Here is a 19,206-nt window from a genome sequence, read left to right on the forward strand (position 1 = left end):
GGTCGTGGCAATGAAGCCGTAGACACCTACTCCGATCAGAGTAAGCGAAGGCGCCATTACAAAGAGGGGAAGTGATCCCCGTAAGCGTTTCGCAATAGACATGTGAGCCTCTGCATCTTCAAGCGTGGGATGTGGTGAGGTATCCTAAGAAAATGGATACCTCACTACTTAGACATTAAGACTTAGCGTCAGCAACTGCTTTCACAAGTGCTGCCACGGCGTCTTTAGCCGATTGGCTGGAGGAGAAAAAGTTTGCCACCACATCTTGTACTGCGCCTTGGATACGAGCTGATTGCGCGGCGCCACCTTGCAATGCACCAATCAAGGCATTCTTTGCCACACTCTCTTGGATATCCTTCATGGCTTGTTGGGCGCACACATCAAACTTGTCACCCTTCACTGCCGTATTAGCGGGGATTGAACCTTTCACCATATTGAAGGTTTCCTGAAAGCTGGGGTCCATAATGGCTGCCGCCAGCTTCATTTGCGCATCCAGGTGGCTACCTTCCGCCTTGAACATCATGAAATAGTCCACATTAAAGTGGTATGCGCCTGCTGTACCGGGGGCTGGAGTACACAAAATATCTTTACCGGGTACGAGTTTAGCTTTGACTATTTCACCTTTGGCCCAGTCACCCATTAACTGCATAGCCGCTTTGCCCGTTAGCACCATTGAGGTCGCATCATTCCAAGCCCGACCCGGAGCACCCGGATCAATATAGTCACGGATTTTACCTAGCGTCTCGAACGCCTTGACCATCTGTTCTGAACCAAGCGCACCCATATCTAACTCAAGGAAAGCTTTACGGTAGAAATCAGAACCCCCCACTGCTGTGATGGTATCTTCCAGTAGAATGGTTTCTTGCCAAGGTTCCCCGCCTAATGCTAGAGGAATAATGCCTTTACCTTTCAGTTTGTCACCTACCGCAAAAAACTCATCCCATGTGGTCGGCGGAGTCAGACCGTTGTCAGCGAAAATTTTGGCATTCGACCATAACCAATTAGCACGGTGGATATTAAACGGCACACCTACAAACTTACCCTCGTATTTTGCCCCCTCCATCACCGCAGGTGGTAAATCCTTTACCCAACTTTGTTTCTCGGCTGTAGCACTCAAATCGCCTAATAGCCCCTCACCTGCCCATTCCTGCAAGCCCATTAAACCAATTTGTGCGGCGGTGGGTGGATTACCCGATGTTACCCGCGCTTTTAATGCGGTCATGGCAGCTGCACCACCACCGCCTGCTACTGCCGCATCCTTCCAACCTACACCCTCACCCTCTAATGCCTTCTTGAGGACGGAAATAGCTTCCGCCTCGCCACCTGAAGTCCACCAGTGCATGACCTCAACATCCTCAGCGAAACTGGGGGCTGCCATCCCCACTGTCAGTGTGGCAACTGCCACAGCAAGCTGAACCTTACCAACCAATAACTGCTTCAACTGTTTCATGTGATTCTCCTCCTTACTAAAGGTTTGATTGCACCCATCACGGGTATTTCCTAACCATTGCCAGATGAGGGACAAACTAGCCACTCTATCCAGCTAACCATCCCAGCATTAAAAGCGTCCTACCTGCTCATCGACTGTCACCTCAGCACCATGCAGCACAGCACCCCAGCCAAGGCTTGCCCAGCGCAAATCCAACGTATTGCCTGATTCACGAACAGTAGAGTTTTCCTCTACCAACTTCGCCAAACGCTCACGCGGAAAGCCTGCCATATCGCAAATGCCACCACCCAATACCAGCGCGTCAGGTGAAAACAGCGAGAAAGCAATACCGATGGCGATGGACTGGTCGGCTATGAAATCATCAATCGCCGCTTGCAGCCCACCGCCTTCGGCTGCTTGGAGGAACACGTTTTGAATAGGCACAGAGTGGCGATCCGCAATACTTTGCAACACACGTCCAGAGACATAACTTTCCAAACAGTCAGTACGCATGCCTTGCAATTGGCGACCCTCACGCCCAAACGGCATATTGCCAATCTCCAAGGCAAAGCCACTGCCCCGAAACGGCTGGCCGTCTTGCAAGAATGCGCCACCAACGCCTGTTCCAAAGAATAGACCCAAGAGATTGTTTACCCCACTTCCGGCCCCTGCTTGCCATTCCCCGCGCAATGAGATGATGGCATCACGCTCCAAAATGACTGGAATACCAACCAACTCCATCAATTGACTCGCTAACAAGCGACCATTGAATTCAGGGATATTCCCAGCAAAACGCACCAAATCACGGTTGGGATCGAGAAGCCCCGGCACAGTGGCAACAACTGCTTGGGGGCTTAACCCTAACTCAGCAGATACCTCAAGAATCGCGCGGGCAAGATTGCTGATAGGATCGCCATTACGCAGGTCTGCGGTAGGGCGTTGCTGAGTCTCAGTCAGATGTTGCCCTTGATGGATAGCGGCGAACTTTACATTTGTCCCGCCAATATCAACCACCAGAATTGAGTGCGAATTCATGCTGTGATCCCCATCAAGAATCGCTCCAAAGCCATGCTGAACTGTGATTGATAGCCACTAGGATCAACCGATTTTGATGGAATCACTTGCAGCGTTGCGTTGGGGACGAGCCTAGCCAACTCCTGTGCAAAACTGAGCGGATGAACGATGTCCTCGCCATTGCCGAGCACTAACGTCGGTTGGCTAAGCTTTTTTAACATCGAGAGCGGCACACCCGGCCAGTCTTTGGGTAAACGTGCTAGCAATGCCGTGGTCGTTTCAGGGCGTGGACGCGAAAAATAACTCAGCAGTGAATGAGCATTATCAGGTGAAGCCGTTGCGACTAAACGAAATACATCCGAAGCACGAAAGCGATCCAGCCCTTCTGCTGCGCCATAAAGCTCCAAATAGTGTCCTGCCTCAATATAGCCTTGCTGCCCCTCCAAGGCTGGGCGGTCAATCCATGCAGGACGGGCAAGCATCAGGCATGCAACCCGTTCTGGGTGATAAGCAGCAAGACGGAGTGCCAACCCTGCCCCCAAAGAGATGCCACCCGCAGCTGTGAGCTGTTCGATCCCTAAGTGCTTGAGTAGGGCTAGTACATCTTGGGTAAAAGTAGCAATCGACAATTCCTCAAGCGCTCCAAGATCACTATCGTCATGACCTCGACAAGCTAGGGTAATCCGTGTCACGGGAAGATCGGGAAAGACGGCTAATGGTTGAGTCAATGGCGCACCCAAGCCATGCTGCCACAACACAGCAGGGCCACTGCCCGTTATGTCATAAACCAAGCGACAACCCGATGCTGTGATGAATGCGCCTTTGCTCATACTTGCGCTCCACAAAGAGCATTCAAAACTTTCCCTGCTAGGGCAGTATCTTGTGCTTCAAACCCATGCCCCACCAATGCGCCATCAAACCCCACCCCCGCCAATGCTGCTACAAAAGCTGGGAGGTTGATCGACCCTTGGCTGGGCGCAACTACTTTTCCAGAAAGGTCAATATCCTTGGCATGCGCTAACACAATATCTGAACCCAGCAACCCCACTGCTTCTGCCACAATGTCTGCTTGATGCGCCAAACCCTGTACCCCAATGAGGTTGGCAGCATCCAAAATAATCTTTAAATGAGGGGCATGCACTTCATCCAATAATGTTCGCGCTACCTTTGCATTACGCACTACATTGCCCGGCTCAGGTTCAATAGCTAGCATTAGGTCGCGAGAAGCGGCCTCGGCAAGTGCCCAATCAAGTTCAGCGCGGAGGTCAGTCCAAGCTGAGGCTGAGGTGTTTTCAGAGTGGGCTGCCCACATATTCCCTGCATCGCGTGACCCCGTGCAAAGCGTCACAATGGATGTCCCCATGAGCTGTGCCGCTGCCAATACCTGCAAAAAACGCGGACGGATCGCTTCGCGCACCCTTCGGTCAGGATGTGCCATATTATAGGTTCCTGATAATGCAGCGAATTTGACTCCTAAACTTGCCGCTTCGTCACAGCCTGTTGTCAAGGCATTGCGGTCTAGGGTTTCGGGCAGGCTGTCCATCCCAAAACTGAGCAGGTTCATTTGCGCCCCGCGAAACCCGTCTGCCTGAATAGCCTGCAACACGTCACTAATGCGCTGTGATGGATAAGTGCGTGAGAAAATCGCCGGATACATCAGACCGCGCCCTCCACACTGGCTAGGTCAACGGGTTTGCCTGATTGTGCCGATTGGGCAATAGCCACCATTGCCCGCACTGAAGCCAGACCATCTTCAATAGATGCCCCTGTCATGGGTAGACCCTTTAGCACCACGTCGGCAAATGCCTCTACTTGCCTGCGGTAGAAATGCCCATCAGCCCCCAAGGTTCGGTGGTATGCGCCATCTGCCTCACGGAAAATGTCAACCTCACTCGCCTTGTAAAACCAAGGGTTAAAAATCTTGGCAAGCACGCTGCCGTATTCACCATAAATTTGAAAACCTTCGTGCCAATCCATGCGCACCTGTAAGGTCAAATCAAGATGTCCCAATGCACCACTCTCAAAATCTACATCAACAAACCAGCACATCGAGCCATAGCGGTCGAGTTGTCTGGTCTGTACAGCACGAATGGGGCCACCCAAGTAACGTGCCAAATCCACCAGATGACTACCGTGTGCCAGCATGTTGTAACGGTGCTTATTGGCTTTTTGATCGCCAGCAGGGCGAAGGGCATTCTTACCTGTTTGCGCCAAGGCTTGGATTGCGTCAGTGACGGTGTAGCGGTGTGTGGAGTCGCAGTACCATGCCTTTAGTGCCAACATCTGACCCATGTCAGTATTGATAAAGTCGTAAGCAGATTGAATACCAGGGTCAAAGCGCAGCATATGCCCGATTTGCAAAACCTTACCGGTGCATTTGACATCGGTTTGCAACGCCTCAACTTCTTCTACAGAAAGCCCTATAGGTTTTTCACAAAACACATGCTTGCCTGCCATCAGTGCTTTACGGGAGGCAGGTACATGGAAGGCATCCGAAGTGGCAATAATCACGGCATCCACTGTCTCATCCGCCAACATAGCCTCGTAATCGGTATAGATTTTTTCGGCTGCATAGAAGCTGCCAAATTTATGGGCTAAACCTTCATCCCGGTCACACACCGCAGCCAGCATGACATTGCGCCCTTTTTGGACAGCCTCGAGATGCGCAAATTGTGAAATTGGCCCACAACCTAAGATGCCTACCCGCAGCAGTGTTGATTCTTTTGACAGTGGCATTGTTTTCTCCATCCTTTAATTTGTTTTAATTTTAAACTTAAACAAATTAGAATGTCAAAAAGAATTTACAGCTATAGAATGTAAAAGTACCAGGGCTAAAATCAGGTAAACCGGAGTATCGACTGACCTTCGAGTTCGGGAAGTGCAAACATTTGCTCACGAATGGTCGCCGCAGCACCAATGGCAGCACCATCAGCGCCAAAGCTAGCCACTGATATATCAGGTAGTGAAAAGCCGTACAGCAACAAGCCTTCTAGAAGATGATCAACACGGATTTTCCGGCACGGGTACAAAGCAGCAATAGGGCCACCTAAAATCACCCGACCCGGATCAAACAGATGGATAATATTCGCTAGCCCCGTCGCAACGGCATCGGCCCATTGATCCAGCACTTGCGATACAGCGGGTTCGCTCTGTCGCGCCAACAGCAGATCAACACCATCGGCAACGGTTTGGTTTGGAACAAAGAAATCAGCAAATAATTTTGCCCCTGCCAATATATCAAAAGCCTCTGTGCGCCCGTTTACTGTGATCTGAGTATGCCCTACCTCTCCCGCATAACCATGCGCACCGGTAAAAACGCGCTCACCATCAAGCGATGCACCCCCAATACCTTCGGCCAGTAGCAGCAGAAACAGGTTCTTTGATTCAGTGGGGGGCAATATGGCACGCTCGGCACCAGCAAATGCGAACGCATCGTTACAGACCATGACAGACCAGCCTTCAGGGCAGGCTTTTGCCAAAATCTGACGCAAAGGGTAATGCCGCCACTCTAAAAAGGGCGCATTGACGACGCTCCCATCATGCCCAACCAAACCTGGTACAGAAATACCTACTCCCTCCACCAAATCAGGGGCGATACCAGACGCCTGTAATACTGTTTGTATCGCTGATAGGATACGAGTGGTAATCTGGTCGGGATTACGAAAGTCCGAGCCAGCGTTATCAACTCGACGTATCACGACAGACATATTCAGATCAATCAAAACGGTGGTTAATACTTTAGTGCCAATATCCACACCGAGAAAATAAGCTCCGTGCGGATTAAGTTGAATGCCTGTACCGGGTCGCCCTTTGCGCCCATCAGAGGTAGCTTCAGCATTCTCAATCACTAACCCCGCATCCGAAAGCTCAGCTATAGCATAACCAATCGTAGCGCGGGTCAATCCAAGCTCACGCGCAATATCAGCCCGTGACAAGGCTTGTCCCTGTGCTAATAGGCGTAGGCTGCGGATTGCGTTGATATGACGCAACAGTTTATTTGTATTCATTGAAAGCCTCAGAGCTGGATAGACCCGTTTAGATACAGATGGGTAGCGCCACAGATTACCTAGATTAGCTCGAAAGAAAAGAGCTATTATCCAGTTTGCTTTGGGAGCTTGGCTTTAGGCTATTTCATCTGTCAAAACAACCAGCTCTATTAATGCTTATGCATTCATAACCAACTCAAGAAAAAACACATAGTACGAGAAGATTAGTAGCTCAAAAATTGCTTAACTAGGCTACAGAGGGAATTAATCGCAGTAGGCAACCATTAAACTTAAGTGTTCTGATATTGGTCAACAGCTTCGCCGCGCCTAATAATAGTATTGGGACTCAAAATAGCCCCCGGTGCAATCACAGCATTCGCACCAATGCGGCTATGATTCCCGACTAGAGCGCCAAATTTTAAAACACCCGTAGCAATGTGTTGATTTTTATGAAAGATTTGAATTTCCTTATCGAGCCATTCATTTCTGTAATTAGCAATAACTGCTCCACCTTCGATATTAACATCAGAACCAATCACACTATCGCCTACAAAATTAAGGTGCGCGAGTTTACTGCCTGTAAATAAGAATGCAGTTTTTAGCTCACTACAATGTCCAATCGTGCAATTGGCTTCTAAAATAACTCCGCCACGCACTAAGCTACCATTGGCAATAAAACAGTTCGACCCAATAATCATAGAACCTTTAAGTTGCGCATTAGGTTCAATAGTAGCGCTTTTATGAATAGCTTGTTTATTGTTGATCAAATACTCTTGTGAATCTAAGCCTAATAAAAGCTTATCAATCAAACTTTCTAATTCACTCAATGCCTGCCAAGGGGTTAACTTACCAATTAAGCTAAGTAACAATGAATTAGGTGAATCAATGAAATCGCCAATATTAGGTAAACTCATTGCTATCAACCAAAGAATAGCGCTAATACTTGCATAATCATAACAGCGTAAGCGCCTGCAATCATATCATCGAGCATAATACCAAAGCCTCCATGCACCTTATCGTCAACTATATAAATCGGCCAAGGTTTCCAAATATCGAAAATGCGAAATAAGACAAAGCCCACTAAAATCCAAATCAAGCCACTAGGGGCTGCAATCATAGTGATCCAAAAGCCAACAAATTCGTCCCAAACGATGCCACTGTGATCGTGTACACCGAGACGCTTAGCAGATTCACCACACAGCCAAATACCGACAATGGCGGCTACTAGCACAACTAATAAATAAAACCAGAGTGGGAACAGCGATAAAATCCAATAGAGTGGAATAGCGGCCAAAGTACCAAAAGTACCCGGTGCAAACGGCACTAGACCACTTCCAAAACCAAAAGCTAATAAATGGACGGGGGATTTAAAAACAGTTTTTGCTAAGCTCATAATAAAGCCATCTAAAGTTAACAATAATAACCAAACTAGCCAACTAACCGCCTAAATAAATACAAACTACCGCAATCAAAATCCCGATCATTGCAAATAACAAACCTGACTTAACTGATTTCACCCCGAGCCAAGTACCCAGCTTATAACCCATCGCAAACATAATCCATACGGAAATAAACTGGGTCACCCGAAAGGCTAGCACATGATCGTGAATAAATACTAAAGGCATAATTAATGGCAAGCTAGCACTCACCACCACCAACCACAGCAAGAGCGCGGTTTGCAGGTCGTCCCTATTCAAGCTTGGGCGATGCTCTAGCGGTTCTGACTGCAAAAAAGTTTGTATTTTATCTAAAGAGTGATCACTTAAACGGTCGACTAAATACTCAGGAGATTCCGCTATTAATTGCTGTCGGAAATCAAGCACACTCGCTGCTGACCTTAAGCCCCGCATAACCTTGTAAGCACGGGTACGATCCATCAGCGTCCCAACTAAATACATCATGCCATCAACAAAACCCCAAGCAATGGTTGAACCGATAGCAGCGTACACTAAACTTCGCGTATCAATACTTTGCGCTGAAGCGACTTGCAAAGTAGAGAGCACCGACATGGTAAGAATAATCCCTGATAAAGTTTCAAGGGCTTGGTCATCTGGTGCTATTAACTCTGAAAATCGCTGCCATCGCATTTGCAGACTCTCACATCACAGAGGCTTAATCAAAGATGGTTTTTAATAAACTGCTTCACAGCCTCAGCATCGGCAGCCATCACTTCAAAACGCTGTGGCAAAGTTTCTAGATACTCCATACCCTGAGGACGCACGGGCGCTTGACCTAAAGCCTCTTGAATTGATTCTTCAAATTTAGCTGGTAAAGCCGTTTCTAAAACAATCATTGGTACATCAGCTTCCCGCAACTCTAGGGCAACTTTTAAACCATCGGCGGTATGCGTATCAATCATTAGCCCATAGTCGACCCAAATTTTGCGAATCATTTCCATTCGATTAGCATGATTGCTTGAACCAGACTGGAAACCAAATTCAGGAACTTTGCTCAATAAACCTTGAGCTGCTAAATCAAAAGCTCCGCCTTGATCCACACTCGACCAAAGTGCCTGTAGTTTAGCTGCATTTTGCCCGACTAAATCATAAATAAAGCGCTCAAAATTAGAAGCCTTAGAAATATCCATCGACGGGCTGCTGGTGTGATAAGTATTCGCCGAGCCACGTGGGCGATATACCCCCGTTTTGAAAAACTCATCGAGTACATCATTTTCATTGGTCGCAACGATTAAATGCTTAATCGGCAAGCCCATCATGCGTGCAATATGCCCCGCACAGACATTACCAAAATTCCCAGAAGGCACAGCAAAACTGACTTGCTGAGTATTGTCAGTGGTAGACGCAAAATAACCTTTAAAATAATAAACAATTTGCGCAGCAATCCGCCCCCAATTAATCGAGTTCACTGCCCCGATTTTATAATCGGCTTTAAAGGCATGATCATTCGATACTGCTTTGACTATATCTTGGCAATCATCAAACACACCCTTAATGGCGATATTATAAATATTAGGATCTTGCAGACTAAACATTTGTGCCGTTTGGAAGCGACTCATTTTACCATGTGGTGAGAGCATAAATACATTGACGCCCTGTTTACCGCGCATCGCATATTCAGCCGAAGAACCAGTATCCCCTGAAGTTGCACCGAGAATATTAATCCCCTGCCCTGCCTTCGTGAGGACATATTCAAATAGATTACCTAATAGCTGCATAGCCATATCCTTAAACGCCAAGGTCGGGCCATTGGATAAACACAGCAAATGTAAATTAGGTTCTAGTGTATGCAGCGGCGTAATATCTTCAGGATTATCGCCTTCGCGGACATGACAATACACTGCTGCGGTATAAGTTTTATCAATAATCGTTTTTAAATCAGCCGCTGGAATATCCGTTGCAAACCGCGATAAAACAGCGAAGGCCAAATCACGATAATTCATCGTGCGCATCGCGGTTAAATCAGCAGCGCTAAACTGCGGATAAGTTTCTGGCAGATACAGACCACCATCCGGTGCTAAGCCACCCAATAAAATTTCGCTAAAGGATTGAGCGGGCGCTTGGCCACGAGTTGAGATGTATTTCATAACTTGAACCTTATGCCTCCCCTCCAGATTCGAGGGGAGTCGAGAGTTTTAATGAGCTTAATTCAGGGTTTCCACACGCAAACGGGTGACTGCACCGCAAATGCTATCGAGTTGCTCAATAGCCGCAATCGCCTCATCCATATTGCCTTGACGGACTCGCTGGGTGAGCATAATGATGTCCACTTCAGAACCAGCCTTCGCAGGCTCTTTCTGCAAGAAAGCTTCGATACTAATGGAGCGATCCCCTAAAATACGGGTCACATCAGCCAACACGCCGGGTTTATCCACCGCACGCATCCGTAAATAGAAGGCGGTTTCCACTTCAGTGATCGGTAGAATCGGTGTATCGGCTAAAGTACTCGCTTGGAAGGCTAAATGCGGCACCCGATTATTCGGGTCCGAAGTCATCGCCCGCACCACATCAATAATATCCGCCACTACCGCTGAGCCGGTCGGCTCTGCACCTGCACCACGCCCATAATACAAGGTTGACCCCACGGCATCGCCTTGCACCATCACACAATTCATCACGCCATCGACGCTAGCGATCAGTTGCTTACGTGGAATCAAAGTCGGATGCACTCGCTGCTCAATACCTTGCTCAGTCCGCCGCGCAATCCCTAATAACTTAATCCGATAGCCAAGATCAGCCGCATAACTCACATCTTCAGGGGTGATTTTGGAAATTCCTTCCACATAAGTTTCGTTAAACTGTAAAGGTACACCAAAAGCAATCGAGGACAGGATCGTCAATTTATGAGCCGCATCAATCCCTTCGACATCAAAGGTTGGATTAGCCTCAGCATAACCTAAGACTTGAGCCTCAGCTAAAACATCTGCGAAGCTACGACCTTTATCACGCATTTCGGTCAGAATGAAATTGCTGGTCCCATTAATAATCCCCGCCAACCATTCAATACGATTCGCGGCTAAACCTTCACGCACTGCTTTAATCACAGGAATCCCGCCCGCCACTGCTGCTTCAAAGGCAACAATGACCCCTTGTTTCTGAGCGGCTGCAAAGATTTCATTGCCATGTAAAGCAATCAGGGCTTTATTCGCCGTGACCACATGCTTGCCATTATTGATCGCTTGCAGAACCAAATCTTTGGCTAGATTATAACCACCAATCAACTCAACTACGATTTCAATGTCGGGATCTTCCACCACATCCATCGCGTTATTACTCAGACGCACACCCGATAAGCCGAGTTGGGCGGCATGACTGGTATCGAGGGCAGCAGCGAAATCAATCACGATACCGCGCCCAGCACGACGGGCAATCTCCTCAGCATTGCGTGATAAAACCGTTGCAGTACCACCACCGACGGTGCCCAGCCCTAACAAACCCACCTTGACAGGTTTCATGTGTACTCCTTAACTCTAAAACTCTAACTGTTTTGTTTATAATTACGCCGGACTGTTTAACTCGTCCTGACGGAACATTTGCTTGATCCCGCGAAGCGCTTGACGGGTGCGATGCTCATTTTCAATCAAACTAAAGCGGACATGATCATCGCCATATTGCCCAAAGCCAATCCCAGGGGAAACCGCGACATGGGCATCATTTAAGAGTTTTTTCGCAAACTCCAACGAACCCATTGCCTGATGACGCTCAGGAATTTTCGCCCACACAAACATACTCGCTTTTGGACGCTCAACCGGCCAACCCGCTGCATTTAAACCGTCACATAAGACATTCCGCCTTGCTTCATACATCCGCCGAATCTCATCGACACAATCTTGTGGACCATCTAAAGCCGCAATCGCAGCAATTTGAATCGGTGCGAACATGCCATAATCGAGATAAGATTTCATCCGCTCCAATGCTTTAACTAAAGTCGGATTGCCGCACATAAAACCGACACGCCACCCTGGCATATTGTAGGTTTTAGAAAGTGAATAAAATTCGACGGCAATCTCTTTAGCGCCCGGGATTTGCAAAATAGACGGCGCTTGATAGCCATCAAAGCAAATCTCACCATACGCAATATCATGAATCACCCAAATATCATGTTCTTTAGCAATGGCAATCACTCGCTCAAAAAAGTCGAGTTCCACACATTGCCCCGTTGGATTACCGGGGAAATTGATAATCAGCATCTTTGGCTTAGGCCATGAATTTTTAATCGCAGCTTCTAATTCAGCAAAAAAATCCACTCCGTCAATCATCGGCACATGACGAATATCCGCATCGGCAATAATACTACCATACGGATGAATCGGATAAGCCGGATTTGGCACTAACACGGTATCACCCCGGCTTAAAGTGGCCAGTGCTAAATGGGCCAGCCCTTCTTTAGAACCGATGGTGACAATGGCCTCGGTTTCTGGATCAATGTCCACATCAAAGCGCCGCTTATACCAATTGCTAATTGCCTTGCGTAAGCGTGGCACCCCCCGTGACATCGAATAACGATGCGTATCAGGGCGCTGGGCGCTTTCCACCAACTTATCGACAATATGTTTGGGGGTTGGCTGGTCTGGATTTCCCATGCCAAAATCAATAATATCCTCACCACGTGCGCGCGCTTCGCGCTTCAAGGCGTCTGTAATCTTGAATACGTAAGTCGGTAAGCGGTTTATACGTTGAAAATCGTCTTGCACGATATTGAACCCGTCTATGAATACTACCCATTGCTGGGGCCATTTGCAGCCGGTCACATTACAATTGACCATGCAGTTCTGTCAATGCTGCCACGGTGGAGTCTAGGATGCAGTTTACTGAAGATAAACCTCAAGCCACTTATAGGATTCAAGCTTATGGCGAGGGTTGGGTACAAATCCAAAACGAAAGTTTACGTTCTCCCTTCATCGTGAGCGCGCAAACTCTCATTAAAGATTGGGAAGCTAAAAGCTTTGAAAGCTTAACTCCAGAACAATTAGAACCTTTGTTCGCACTTAAGAGTGAGCTGATTTTACTAGGTCGCAGTGATGCCACCTGTTTAGCGTCTGGTGCTATTTATCAAGCATTAGTGGAGCACGGCATAGGTTTTGAAATCATGACCACGGATGCAGCCTGTCGTACTTATACTATTTTACTTTCTGAAAATCGCCCAGTTGCCGTTGCCCTATTTCCATAGAAATAGGGTGGCGACTGAATGGGTTTAAATCCCTAATAAGCTTTCGCTAGATAAACCTTTATTTTCTAAAATTCGCCGTAGACGCTTTAAGGCATCCATCTGAATTTGACGCACGCGCTCACGGGTCAAACCTAACTCTTCTCCGACTTGTTCTAAGGTAGAACGTTCGTAGCCATGTAAGCCAAAGCGGCGCACTATCACATCTTTTTGTTTAGTATCCAACTGATTAATCCAGTTTTCTACCGAATGACTAATGTCTTCATCTTCTAAGACAGCAGCAGGTTCACGTTCTTCTTCCATCGGTACAAAATCCACTAAGGGGCTATCACCGTCTTTACCCACCGGTGTATCCAAAGAAGAAACATGCTCATTAAAACTTAATAATTTACGTAAACTATCAATGGGACGCCCTAAAGCCTCAGCCATTTCCGGCAAGCTAGGCTCACGCCCTAATTGCTGAGTCATTTCCCGCAATTTACGCATATAAGCATTGAGTTCCTTATTCACATGAATCGGCAAGCGAATCGTGCGAGTTTGGTTCATCAAGGCGCGCTCGATATTTTGGCGAATCCACCAAGTAGCATAAGTAGAAAAACGGAAACCCCGTTCAGGATCAAACTTTTCGACCGCATGAATCAGGCCAAGATTGCCCTCTTCAATCAGGTCAGGTAAAGACAAACCACGCCCTAAATAACGGCGCGCAATTTTGACAACCAAACGCAAATTGCAGGTTATCATTTTCTTCCGACCTAGCTCATCACCAGATCTGGCTAGGCGTCCGTAATGAATTTCCTCCTCGGGTGTTAATAAAGGTGAAAATTCAATTTCACGTAGATAAAGCTGGGCAGCATCACGTTCTGTTGACGAACTAGCACGTTCCACATGGGGTTCAGCTAGTACTTCGGAACTGTCGATACTTAGCAAATCTTCTGACTCATCATTTAACTCATCAAGCTCTTCAAGCTCAATGCTTTCGTCCTCACCCAAAGCAAAGTTTTCTTCCTCTGAGTTGGAATGAGTCTGTAGGCTATGCATTGCATCACTCCTCTGTGGGGTTGTATCAGACCAACAAGCTATATTGCGTTGTCAACGCACCTTCTGACTCCCTCAGTCAACACCTAAGCTTAAACACTCATTATTATTTTTCTGCAAATTAGCACAATCCTACCCAGATTTAAAGACCTTAACGAAAACTTAACAAAAAACTAAAATATTGATTTTTATGATAAAAAACTAAATAAGCTCAAAATAGCTAAAAATTTAATCTGAATATAAGCTGAATAGACTTAACCACTTATCGGAAATTTGGGCAAAATCAGCGTACACTGCAGCATCTGCACAGAAGCACTGCTAGGCATAAAGCTCGCTCGGCCTAAGTGTGGAGGACTATTTTCTTAAAAAATCAGCCCTGACTGATAGCTTAAGCCCGCTTGCGATTGACTCATACATTATTTTCAAAAGAGTCCGATAGCATGACTCATAGGACAATAAACAACAGCCTAATAAATACCCAGCTGTGATTATTGGTGAAGAGCAAGAATAAACCAAGCTTAATTCCGAGGATTAGACAATTCCTAGCGATAAGCGGCTAAGAGCTTGCTGGGCTACCTAGAAAACCAGCAATCCCTCGCCTTCAGAAGCAGTTAAAGTGGTGCTGCGCCGTATTTTTTAGCGAGCTCTTGGATGTATTGTTTGCGCTCACCATTATTAAGCTGTGACCACTGTTCACGTAACTTTTGTTGCTCCATCAGCGGCAAACCTTTAATCCAATTACGCCATTTTTTAATTTTTTCCCGTTTTTGCACGGGCAAACTACGGTAATACTCTAATTTACGCTGCAGTGAACTGCGGCGGGCAGGAGGTAAGCTATTCCATTGCGTGTATTGAGAGCGAATTTGCGCCCGTTGACTCGCCGGTAAACCCGCCCAACGCTTTAAAGCTTCTTGTTTAGCCGTCGGGTAATTAGGCCATTCAGCTTCAAACTCTTTTAAAACCGCTTGCTCTTGGGTGCTCAAACTCGTCCAACTGAGACTGCCGGCCCAACTCAGGGTGAACCAGCCATAGATTAACAGTCCGACTATTAAACGCTTGCGTGCACTCATTGGATCGTTTCCTTGGGTGGCACCTGTCCTCCCTCTAACAAGGAGAACATCATCGTGTCATTACCTGAATCAGGATTATCTAATTCGCTCCAATAACGGCCATAATTATCCCACCACTCCAACATAGCGGTTAAATCATCAGCAGACTCATCGGCATAAACGGGGAATAAGCTTAACACCACTGTGCAGCTAAGCAGTAGGAATCCTTTCCTTAACATGATGCGCTCCCTAAGCTCAATGGCTTAACTGTATTCAGCAGCTAGCCATTCATAAATGTCCATATTTTCTAAGAACTCAATGTCTTCATTAGACATTAGCACATCTGCAGAATTATTGGGCATTGCCTCAGCATTAGTTAAACTTTGATCAGCCCAATGATTCATCGCCACTTGTACACCCACCGTTAGCACCATCGCCCCTACCAAGCCGGCTAAGACTGCACTGGGTTTAGCCTCCACCCTACCCATTAAACTCGCTAGCCAATTCCGTTTTACTTTAGCGAGAGACTGAGTATTTAATTCCAGCAAGGCTTGCTGGCGTGCTTGCTGCAGACGAGCTTGTATCGCTAAACTTAACTCATCAGCTTCACGGTTTAGACCCTGTTCTAGTGCCTTCTGCCATTCCGCCTCCCGCCTGTTATCCATTAATTATCTCCCAAATAATCGCGCATCTGCCGTATCGCACGAGCTAGATGTGTCTTCACACTCCCCTCGGAGCAGCCCATGATCTTTGCAGTTTCCGCAATGTCATACCCCTCCCAAGCGCGCAACACTAACGCTTGTTGTTGGCGTAGGGGGAGCTGTCCAATCAACTCCACCAAGCGTTGACTGAGCTCGTCATTTTGTAGTTGTCGATCAGGCTCTAAGAATTGTGTTTGGGCAACGAGTTCATCCGGCTCTGGTAGCTCTTCAGCTTCAGCTGAATCATGAAAAAATACCCGCCAACGCTGCCGAACTTGCCGTCGCCGATGCCAATCATTAATTTTACTATGCAGCACACTATGAAAAAGAGCGCCCCATTCCACGGCAGGATGTTCGCTATAATGTTGGACTAGACCTAACATCGCATCTTGCACAATATCGAGGGCATCATCTTCATTTTGGGTGGCTAATCGAGCAGTAATAAAGGCCCGCTTTTCTACACTTGCTAAAAAGTGATTGATTGAAATAGGTGAGCTCAGACTCTGCTCCTTTGCCTCCTTACGCCCCAAAGAGTCGCTTAAGCTTGCTATCTTGTCGCCAGAAACGAGCCCTTGTGGTTGAATTCCTTGTACTAACATATTGCTTGGTTCATCCTTGATAACGGTTTACCACACCAAACGTTGACACTAGTAGTGTTTAAGTTATTTCTGTGAAAGAATTCTTTAGCAAAAGTTCCTCAAAACCCGCTTTAGGAGAGTAAGTATGCGCTGGAAATCTGGCAGACGCAGTAGCAATATCGAAGATAGACGCACCGGAATGGGTGCTCCGGCCAAAGTGGGCGGAGTCGGCTTAATTCTCATGTTGATCATTGCTTGGCTGATGGGAGCTGACACCATGCAACTGCTAGGAATGGCGGGCAGTAACTTAACCGCCACGACGATGACTGTGCAAGAACCCACCCCCGAACAACAAGAAGATGCCGACTTTATCGCTGCGGTGGTTGCTCAAACCGAGGATGTTTGGGGGCCGATGTTTCAAGCCGCCGGTAAAACTTATCAAGAACCCCGTTTAGTGCTGTTCAGCGAACAAATAGACTCTGCCTGTGGCTATGCCTCTGCGGCGAGTGGTCCGTTTTACTGCCCTGCGGATCAAAAAGTTTATATTGATTTGAGCTTTTTCCATGAGTTACGCCGCTTAGGTGCACCCGGTGACTTTGCCCGTGCGTATGTGATTGGTCATGAAATTGCTCACCATGTACAAAATCAACTCGGTACTTCCAATCAAGTCAGCCGTTTACAATCTCAAGTAAGCGAGAGCGATGCCAATGCCCTCTCGGTTCTCTTAGAGCTACAAGCAGACTGCTATGCGGGTGTCTGGGCGCATCATGCGCAGAAAAATTTTAATACCCTCGAGGCAGGTGATATTGAAGAGGGCTTACAAGCAGCAGCGTCTATCGGTGATGATCGCTTGCAACGTATGTCCGGGCGGCGGATTAATCCCGATGCCTTTACGCATGGTACTTCTGAGCAGCGAGTGAAATGGTTCAAGACAGGCTTACAATATGGCGATATGAAGCGTTGTGATACGTTTGCGAGTATTCGCTAATCTACTCTCGCTTTTCATTTAAGCTCGGGGCAAGTGGCCTATTCAAGCACTTGCCCTGAATACAAATCGGAAAAGATCCTAAAGATTAGGCCTGATACAACTCGCAGCGATCTTGATTTTCAGATTGATACCCAACACCCTCAAGTAAATAATCTTATTGAAGATATTAATAAAATAGGCTATGGCTCGCGCATACTGTGGGATACCGAACAACATCTAGAGCTAGGTAAACGTATTCTGGAAGCGGCTAATTATTAACAAACAAATACTAGCCTCTCAAAGTGAGAAGCTAGCAGCTCAGTCTGAACACTACTCTGCAAAACTCATCTCTAAATACTTAAATACAGCCAGCAAACCCATCGCCTCACCGCCAATCGGACGACCAGGGCGAGCACGCAAATTCCACGCCATCACATCAAAATGCGCCCAAGGAGTGCGCGCTGGCACAAATTCATTTAAAAACAAAGCAGCGGTAATTGCCCCACCATAACTATCGCCACTATTACTCAAATCAGCTATATTACTACGTAATTTTTCTAAATAAGGCTTATGTAAGGGCAGATTCCAAATCAACTCATTACTGACCGTTGAGGCCGCCTGCAGTTTTTGCATTAAGGCACGGTCATTCGTAAAGAAAGCCGGAATTTCCGTACCCATTGCAATCCGTGCTGCTCCTGTCAGGGTTGCAAAATCAATCATTAAATCAGGCTCGCTTTCGGCAGCATAAGCCAGCGCATCACAGAGAATTAAACGCCCTTCTGCATCGGTATTATCAATCTCGACGGTTTTCCCTAAGCGCGTATGAATCACATCACCGGGGCGAAAAGCATCACCACTAATGGCATTATCGACAGCCGGAATCAGCACTTGCAAACAGATCGGTAATTCTAATTGCATAATCAGTTTAGCCAAACCCAAAACATGCGCAGCCCCCCCCATATCCTTTTTCATCAGACGCATATTCGCAGAAGGTTTCAAATCCAAGCCACCGGTATCGAAACAGACCCCTTTGCCAATTAAACTCACTAAAGGATCGTCTTGATTACCCCAGTTCAATTCAATTAAACGGGGTGCATGCGCACTAGCTCGCCCAACTGCATGAATACAGGGGAAATTTTCTTTCAACAAAGCATGCCCTGTTATTACCTCCACCTCAGCATCATGCATTTCAGCGAGGCGGCGAGCGACCTGCTCTAAATCTTGTGGCATCAAGTGATTGGCTGGCATATTAATCAGATTACGGACTAAACTGATCGCTTCGACCAGAGCATTAATCCGTGCTGCCGCTTGGCTGACATAAATCAGTGGCTTAGACGACTCTTCACTGCTACGGAATTGGTCAAAGTGATAAGTCCCCAACCCCCATCCCACTAACATTTGTAGGCGATCTTCATCATTCCAATCACCCTCGAGATAATATTCACCCGTAGGTAATTGCAAGGGCAAGCCAGCCAAAGCCCATAACAGGCTTTCCGTCTCATTCAAGCCATAAAAAACTTGTGCTAAGCGCCCGGCCCCATCAGGAACTAGGCATAATTGATGGGGTTTGCCACGATAGCCTTGGACTGTGAGCCAATTCCGCCCAGACTCATAAATACCCGCTTTAATATCGACTAAACTTGTTTCAGTGACTAAGCGAATAGGAATGGCAGTAGCCGTTTTCTCATAAGTGAACATAGCTATACGTCTCTACTTGTTATGAAGTTTATCGTGTTGTGATTGACAAGCCAGCAGCCTGACTTCATGCTTTGGCTAAAGAATTTACAAGCATAAGGCATTTGCTCAAAACTAGCACTCTGGTA

Annotated in this window: 21 protein-coding genes; 3 read left to right on the forward strand and 18 right to left on the reverse strand. The window is 47.0% G+C overall.

Annotated features, from left to right (window positions below; all coding sequences use genetic code 11):
- Positions 1 to 175: 175 nt before the first annotated feature.
- The 12 genes from B5D50_RS11545 to alaC all read right to left on the reverse strand — a co-directional run bounded on the left by B5D50_RS11545 (position 176) and on the right by alaC (position 12,580).
- A complete protein-coding gene (locus B5D50_RS11545) occupies positions 176 to 1,450 on the reverse strand; it encodes an ABC transporter substrate-binding protein (protein ID WP_078922796.1) in 1,275 nt (424 codons plus the stop codon).
- A 108-nt stretch (positions 1,451 to 1,558) separates the two neighbouring features.
- A complete protein-coding gene (locus tag B5D50_RS11550) occupies positions 1,559 to 2,464 on the reverse strand; it encodes an ROK family protein (RefSeq protein ID WP_078922797.1) in 906 nt (301 codons plus the stop codon).
- The gene (locus tag B5D50_RS11555; protein ID WP_078922798.1) at positions 2,461 to 3,273 is read right to left on the reverse strand and encodes an alpha/beta fold hydrolase; all 813 of its coding nucleotides are present in this window, start codon (positions 3,271 to 3,273) and stop codon (positions 2,461 to 2,463) included. Before B5D50_RS11555 ends, B5D50_RS11550 begins: the two co-directional genes overlap by 4 nt.
- Positions 3,270 to 4,100 carry a sugar phosphate isomerase/epimerase family protein gene (locus B5D50_RS11560; protein ID WP_078922799.1) on the reverse strand — a complete coding sequence of 277 codons (831 nt, stop codon included), beginning with the start codon at positions 4,098 to 4,100 and terminating at the stop codon, positions 3,270 to 3,272. Before B5D50_RS11560 ends, B5D50_RS11555 begins: the two co-directional genes overlap by 4 nt.
- Positions 4,100 to 5,179 (reverse strand): Gfo/Idh/MocA family protein, encoded by a 1,080-nt coding sequence (locus B5D50_RS11565; protein ID WP_078922800.1) that lies wholly within the window; start codon positions 5,177 to 5,179, stop codon positions 4,100 to 4,102. Before B5D50_RS11565 ends, B5D50_RS11560 begins: the two co-directional genes overlap by 1 nt.
- A gap of 101 nt (positions 5,180 to 5,280) precedes the next feature.
- Positions 5,281 to 6,450: an ROK family transcriptional regulator gene (locus tag B5D50_RS11570; RefSeq protein ID WP_078922801.1), complete on the reverse strand. Its 1,170-nt coding sequence runs from the start codon at positions 6,448 to 6,450 to the stop codon at positions 5,281 to 5,283.
- Between the two features lie 269 nt (positions 6,451 to 6,719).
- Positions 6,720 to 7,343, reverse strand: a complete 624-nt coding sequence (locus tag B5D50_RS11575) for an LbetaH domain-containing protein (protein WP_078922802.1) — start codon at positions 7,341 to 7,343, stop codon at positions 6,720 to 6,722.
- A gap of 5 nt (positions 7,344 to 7,348) precedes the next feature.
- A complete protein-coding gene (locus B5D50_RS11580; RefSeq protein ID WP_078922888.1) occupies positions 7,349 to 7,822 on the reverse strand; it encodes a phosphatidylglycerophosphatase A family protein in 474 nt (157 codons plus the stop codon).
- A gap of 43 nt (positions 7,823 to 7,865) precedes the next feature.
- On the reverse strand, positions 7,866 to 8,516 hold the full coding sequence (locus tag B5D50_RS11585; RefSeq protein ID WP_078922803.1) for a hypothetical protein: 651 nt from the start codon (positions 8,514 to 8,516) through the stop codon (positions 7,866 to 7,868).
- 29 nt (positions 8,517 to 8,545) lie between these two features.
- Positions 8,546 to 9,973 (reverse strand): threonine synthase, encoded by a 1,428-nt coding sequence (thrC, locus tag B5D50_RS11590; RefSeq protein WP_078922804.1) that lies wholly within the window; start codon positions 9,971 to 9,973, stop codon positions 8,546 to 8,548.
- A gap of 57 nt (positions 9,974 to 10,030) precedes the next feature.
- A complete protein-coding gene (locus B5D50_RS11595) occupies positions 10,031 to 11,341 on the reverse strand; it encodes a homoserine dehydrogenase (protein ID WP_078922805.1) in 1,311 nt (436 codons plus the stop codon).
- Positions 11,342 to 11,383: 42 nt separating this feature from the next.
- Positions 11,384 to 12,580, reverse strand: coding sequence for an alanine transaminase (alaC, locus tag B5D50_RS11600; protein ID WP_078922889.1), 1,197 nt, complete (start codon positions 12,578 to 12,580; stop codon positions 11,384 to 11,386).
- Between the two features lie 107 nt (positions 12,581 to 12,687).
- Here alaC and B5D50_RS11605 point away from each other — a divergent pair, with 107 nt between their 5' ends.
- Complete coding sequence (locus B5D50_RS11605) at positions 12,688 to 13,056, forward strand: Mth938-like domain-containing protein (RefSeq protein ID WP_078922806.1); 369 nt, start codon at positions 12,688 to 12,690, stop codon at positions 13,054 to 13,056.
- Positions 13,057 to 13,080: 24 nt separating this feature from the next.
- Here the strand turns inward: B5D50_RS11605 and rpoS are convergent, their stop codons facing one another.
- From rpoS to B5D50_RS11630, 5 genes are all read right to left on the reverse strand, one after another.
- Complete coding sequence (rpoS, locus tag B5D50_RS11610; RefSeq protein ID WP_078922807.1) at positions 13,081 to 14,091, reverse strand: RNA polymerase sigma factor RpoS; 1,011 nt, start codon at positions 14,089 to 14,091, stop codon at positions 13,081 to 13,083.
- Between the two features lie 608 nt (positions 14,092 to 14,699).
- Entirely contained in the window at positions 14,700 to 15,158 is a 459-nt protein-coding gene (locus B5D50_RS11615) for a DUF3106 domain-containing protein (protein WP_078922808.1), read from the reverse strand.
- A complete protein-coding gene (locus tag B5D50_RS11620) occupies positions 15,155 to 15,376 on the reverse strand; it encodes a hypothetical protein (RefSeq protein ID WP_143594346.1) in 222 nt (73 codons plus the stop codon). The genes B5D50_RS11615 and B5D50_RS11620 overlap by 4 nt, the downstream gene beginning before the upstream one ends.
- Before the next feature lie 24 nt (positions 15,377 to 15,400).
- Positions 15,401 to 15,802 carry a DUF3619 family protein gene (locus B5D50_RS11625; RefSeq protein ID WP_078922810.1) on the reverse strand — a complete coding sequence of 134 codons (402 nt, stop codon included), beginning with the start codon at positions 15,800 to 15,802 and terminating at the stop codon, positions 15,401 to 15,403.
- Positions 15,802 to 16,437, reverse strand: coding sequence for an RNA polymerase sigma factor (locus tag B5D50_RS11630; protein WP_078922811.1), 636 nt, complete (start codon positions 16,435 to 16,437; stop codon positions 15,802 to 15,804). The genes B5D50_RS11625 and B5D50_RS11630 overlap by 1 nt, the downstream gene beginning before the upstream one ends.
- A 124-nt stretch (positions 16,438 to 16,561) precedes the next feature.
- Between B5D50_RS11630 and ypfJ the strand changes: the two genes are divergently transcribed.
- Positions 16,562 to 17,404, forward strand: coding sequence for a KPN_02809 family neutral zinc metallopeptidase (gene ypfJ / locus B5D50_RS11635; RefSeq protein WP_078922812.1), 843 nt, complete (start codon positions 16,562 to 16,564; stop codon positions 17,402 to 17,404).
- Between the two features lie 33 nt (positions 17,405 to 17,437).
- Entirely contained in the window at positions 17,438 to 17,662 is a 225-nt protein-coding gene (locus B5D50_RS11640) for a hypothetical protein (RefSeq protein WP_078922813.1), read from the forward strand.
- A gap of 51 nt (positions 17,663 to 17,713) precedes the next feature.
- Here B5D50_RS11640 and B5D50_RS11645 read toward each other — a convergent pair whose 3' ends face one another.
- On the reverse strand, positions 17,714 to 19,081 hold the full coding sequence (locus tag B5D50_RS11645) for a leucyl aminopeptidase family protein (RefSeq protein WP_078922814.1): 1,368 nt from the start codon (positions 19,079 to 19,081) through the stop codon (positions 17,714 to 17,716).
- Positions 19,082 to 19,206: the final 125 nt, after the last annotated feature.

Origin of the sequence: Thiothrix eikelboomii (genome assembly GCF_900167255.1) — a bacterium.
GTDB lineage: Bacteria > Pseudomonadota > Gammaproteobacteria > Thiotrichales > Thiotrichaceae > Thiolinea > Thiolinea eikelboomii.

What these genes read in the sequence shown, in the direction of transcription:
- B5D50_RS11545 (WP_078922796.1), bottom strand. Translation starts at nt 1,450, where the DNA reads ATGAAACAGTTGAAGCAGTTATTGGTTGGTAAGGTTCAGCTTGCTGTG.
- B5D50_RS11550 (WP_078922797.1), bottom strand. Translation starts at nt 2,464, where the DNA reads ATGAATTCGCACTCAATTCTGGTGGTTGATATTGGCGGGACAAATGTA.
- B5D50_RS11555 (WP_078922798.1), bottom strand. Translation starts at nt 3,273, where the DNA reads ATGAGCAAAGGCGCATTCATCACAGCATCGGGTTGTCGCTTGGTTTAT.
- B5D50_RS11560 (WP_078922799.1), bottom strand. Translation starts at nt 4,100, where the DNA reads ATGTATCCGGCGATTTTCTCACGCACTTATCCATCACAGCGCATTAGT.
- B5D50_RS11565 (WP_078922800.1), bottom strand. Translation starts at nt 5,179, where the DNA reads ATGCCACTGTCAAAAGAATCAACACTGCTGCGGGTAGGCATCTTAGGT.
- B5D50_RS11570 (WP_078922801.1), bottom strand. Translation starts at nt 6,450, where the DNA reads ATGAATACAAATAAACTGTTGCGTCATATCAACGCAATCCGCAGCCTA.
- B5D50_RS11575 (WP_078922802.1), bottom strand. Translation starts at nt 7,343, where the DNA reads ATGAGTTTACCTAATATTGGCGATTTCATTGATTCACCTAATTCATTG.
- B5D50_RS11580 (WP_078922888.1), bottom strand. Translation starts at nt 7,822, where the DNA reads ATGAGCTTAGCAAAAACTGTTTTTAAATCCCCCGTCCATTTATTAGCT.
- B5D50_RS11585 (WP_078922803.1), bottom strand. Translation starts at nt 8,516, where the DNA reads ATGCGATGGCAGCGATTTTCAGAGTTAATAGCACCAGATGACCAAGCC.
- thrC (WP_078922804.1), bottom strand. Translation starts at nt 9,973, where the DNA reads ATGAAATACATCTCAACTCGTGGCCAAGCGCCCGCTCAATCCTTTAGC.
- B5D50_RS11595 (WP_078922805.1), bottom strand. Translation starts at nt 11,341, where the DNA reads ATGAAACCTGTCAAGGTGGGTTTGTTAGGGCTGGGCACCGTCGGTGGT.
- B5D50_RS11605 (WP_078922806.1), top strand. Translation starts at nt 12,688, where the DNA reads ATGCAGTTTACTGAAGATAAACCTCAAGCCACTTATAGGATTCAAGCT.
- rpoS (WP_078922807.1), bottom strand. Translation starts at nt 14,091, where the DNA reads ATGCATAGCCTACAGACTCATTCCAACTCAGAGGAAGAAAACTTTGCT.
- B5D50_RS11615 (WP_078922808.1), bottom strand. Translation starts at nt 15,158, where the DNA reads ATGAGTGCACGCAAGCGTTTAATAGTCGGACTGTTAATCTATGGCTGG.
- B5D50_RS11620 (WP_143594346.1), bottom strand. Translation starts at nt 15,376, where the DNA reads ATGTTAAGGAAAGGATTCCTACTGCTTAGCTGCACAGTGGTGTTAAGC.
- B5D50_RS11625 (WP_078922810.1), bottom strand. Translation starts at nt 15,802, where the DNA reads ATGGATAACAGGCGGGAGGCGGAATGGCAGAAGGCACTAGAACAGGGT.
- B5D50_RS11630 (WP_078922811.1), bottom strand. Translation starts at nt 16,437, where the DNA reads ATGTTAGTACAAGGAATTCAACCACAAGGGCTCGTTTCTGGCGACAAG.
- ypfJ (WP_078922812.1), top strand. Translation starts at nt 16,562, where the DNA reads ATGCGCTGGAAATCTGGCAGACGCAGTAGCAATATCGAAGATAGACGC.
- B5D50_RS11645 (WP_078922814.1), bottom strand. Translation starts at nt 19,081, where the DNA reads ATGTTCACTTATGAGAAAACGGCTACTGCCATTCCTATTCGCTTAGTC.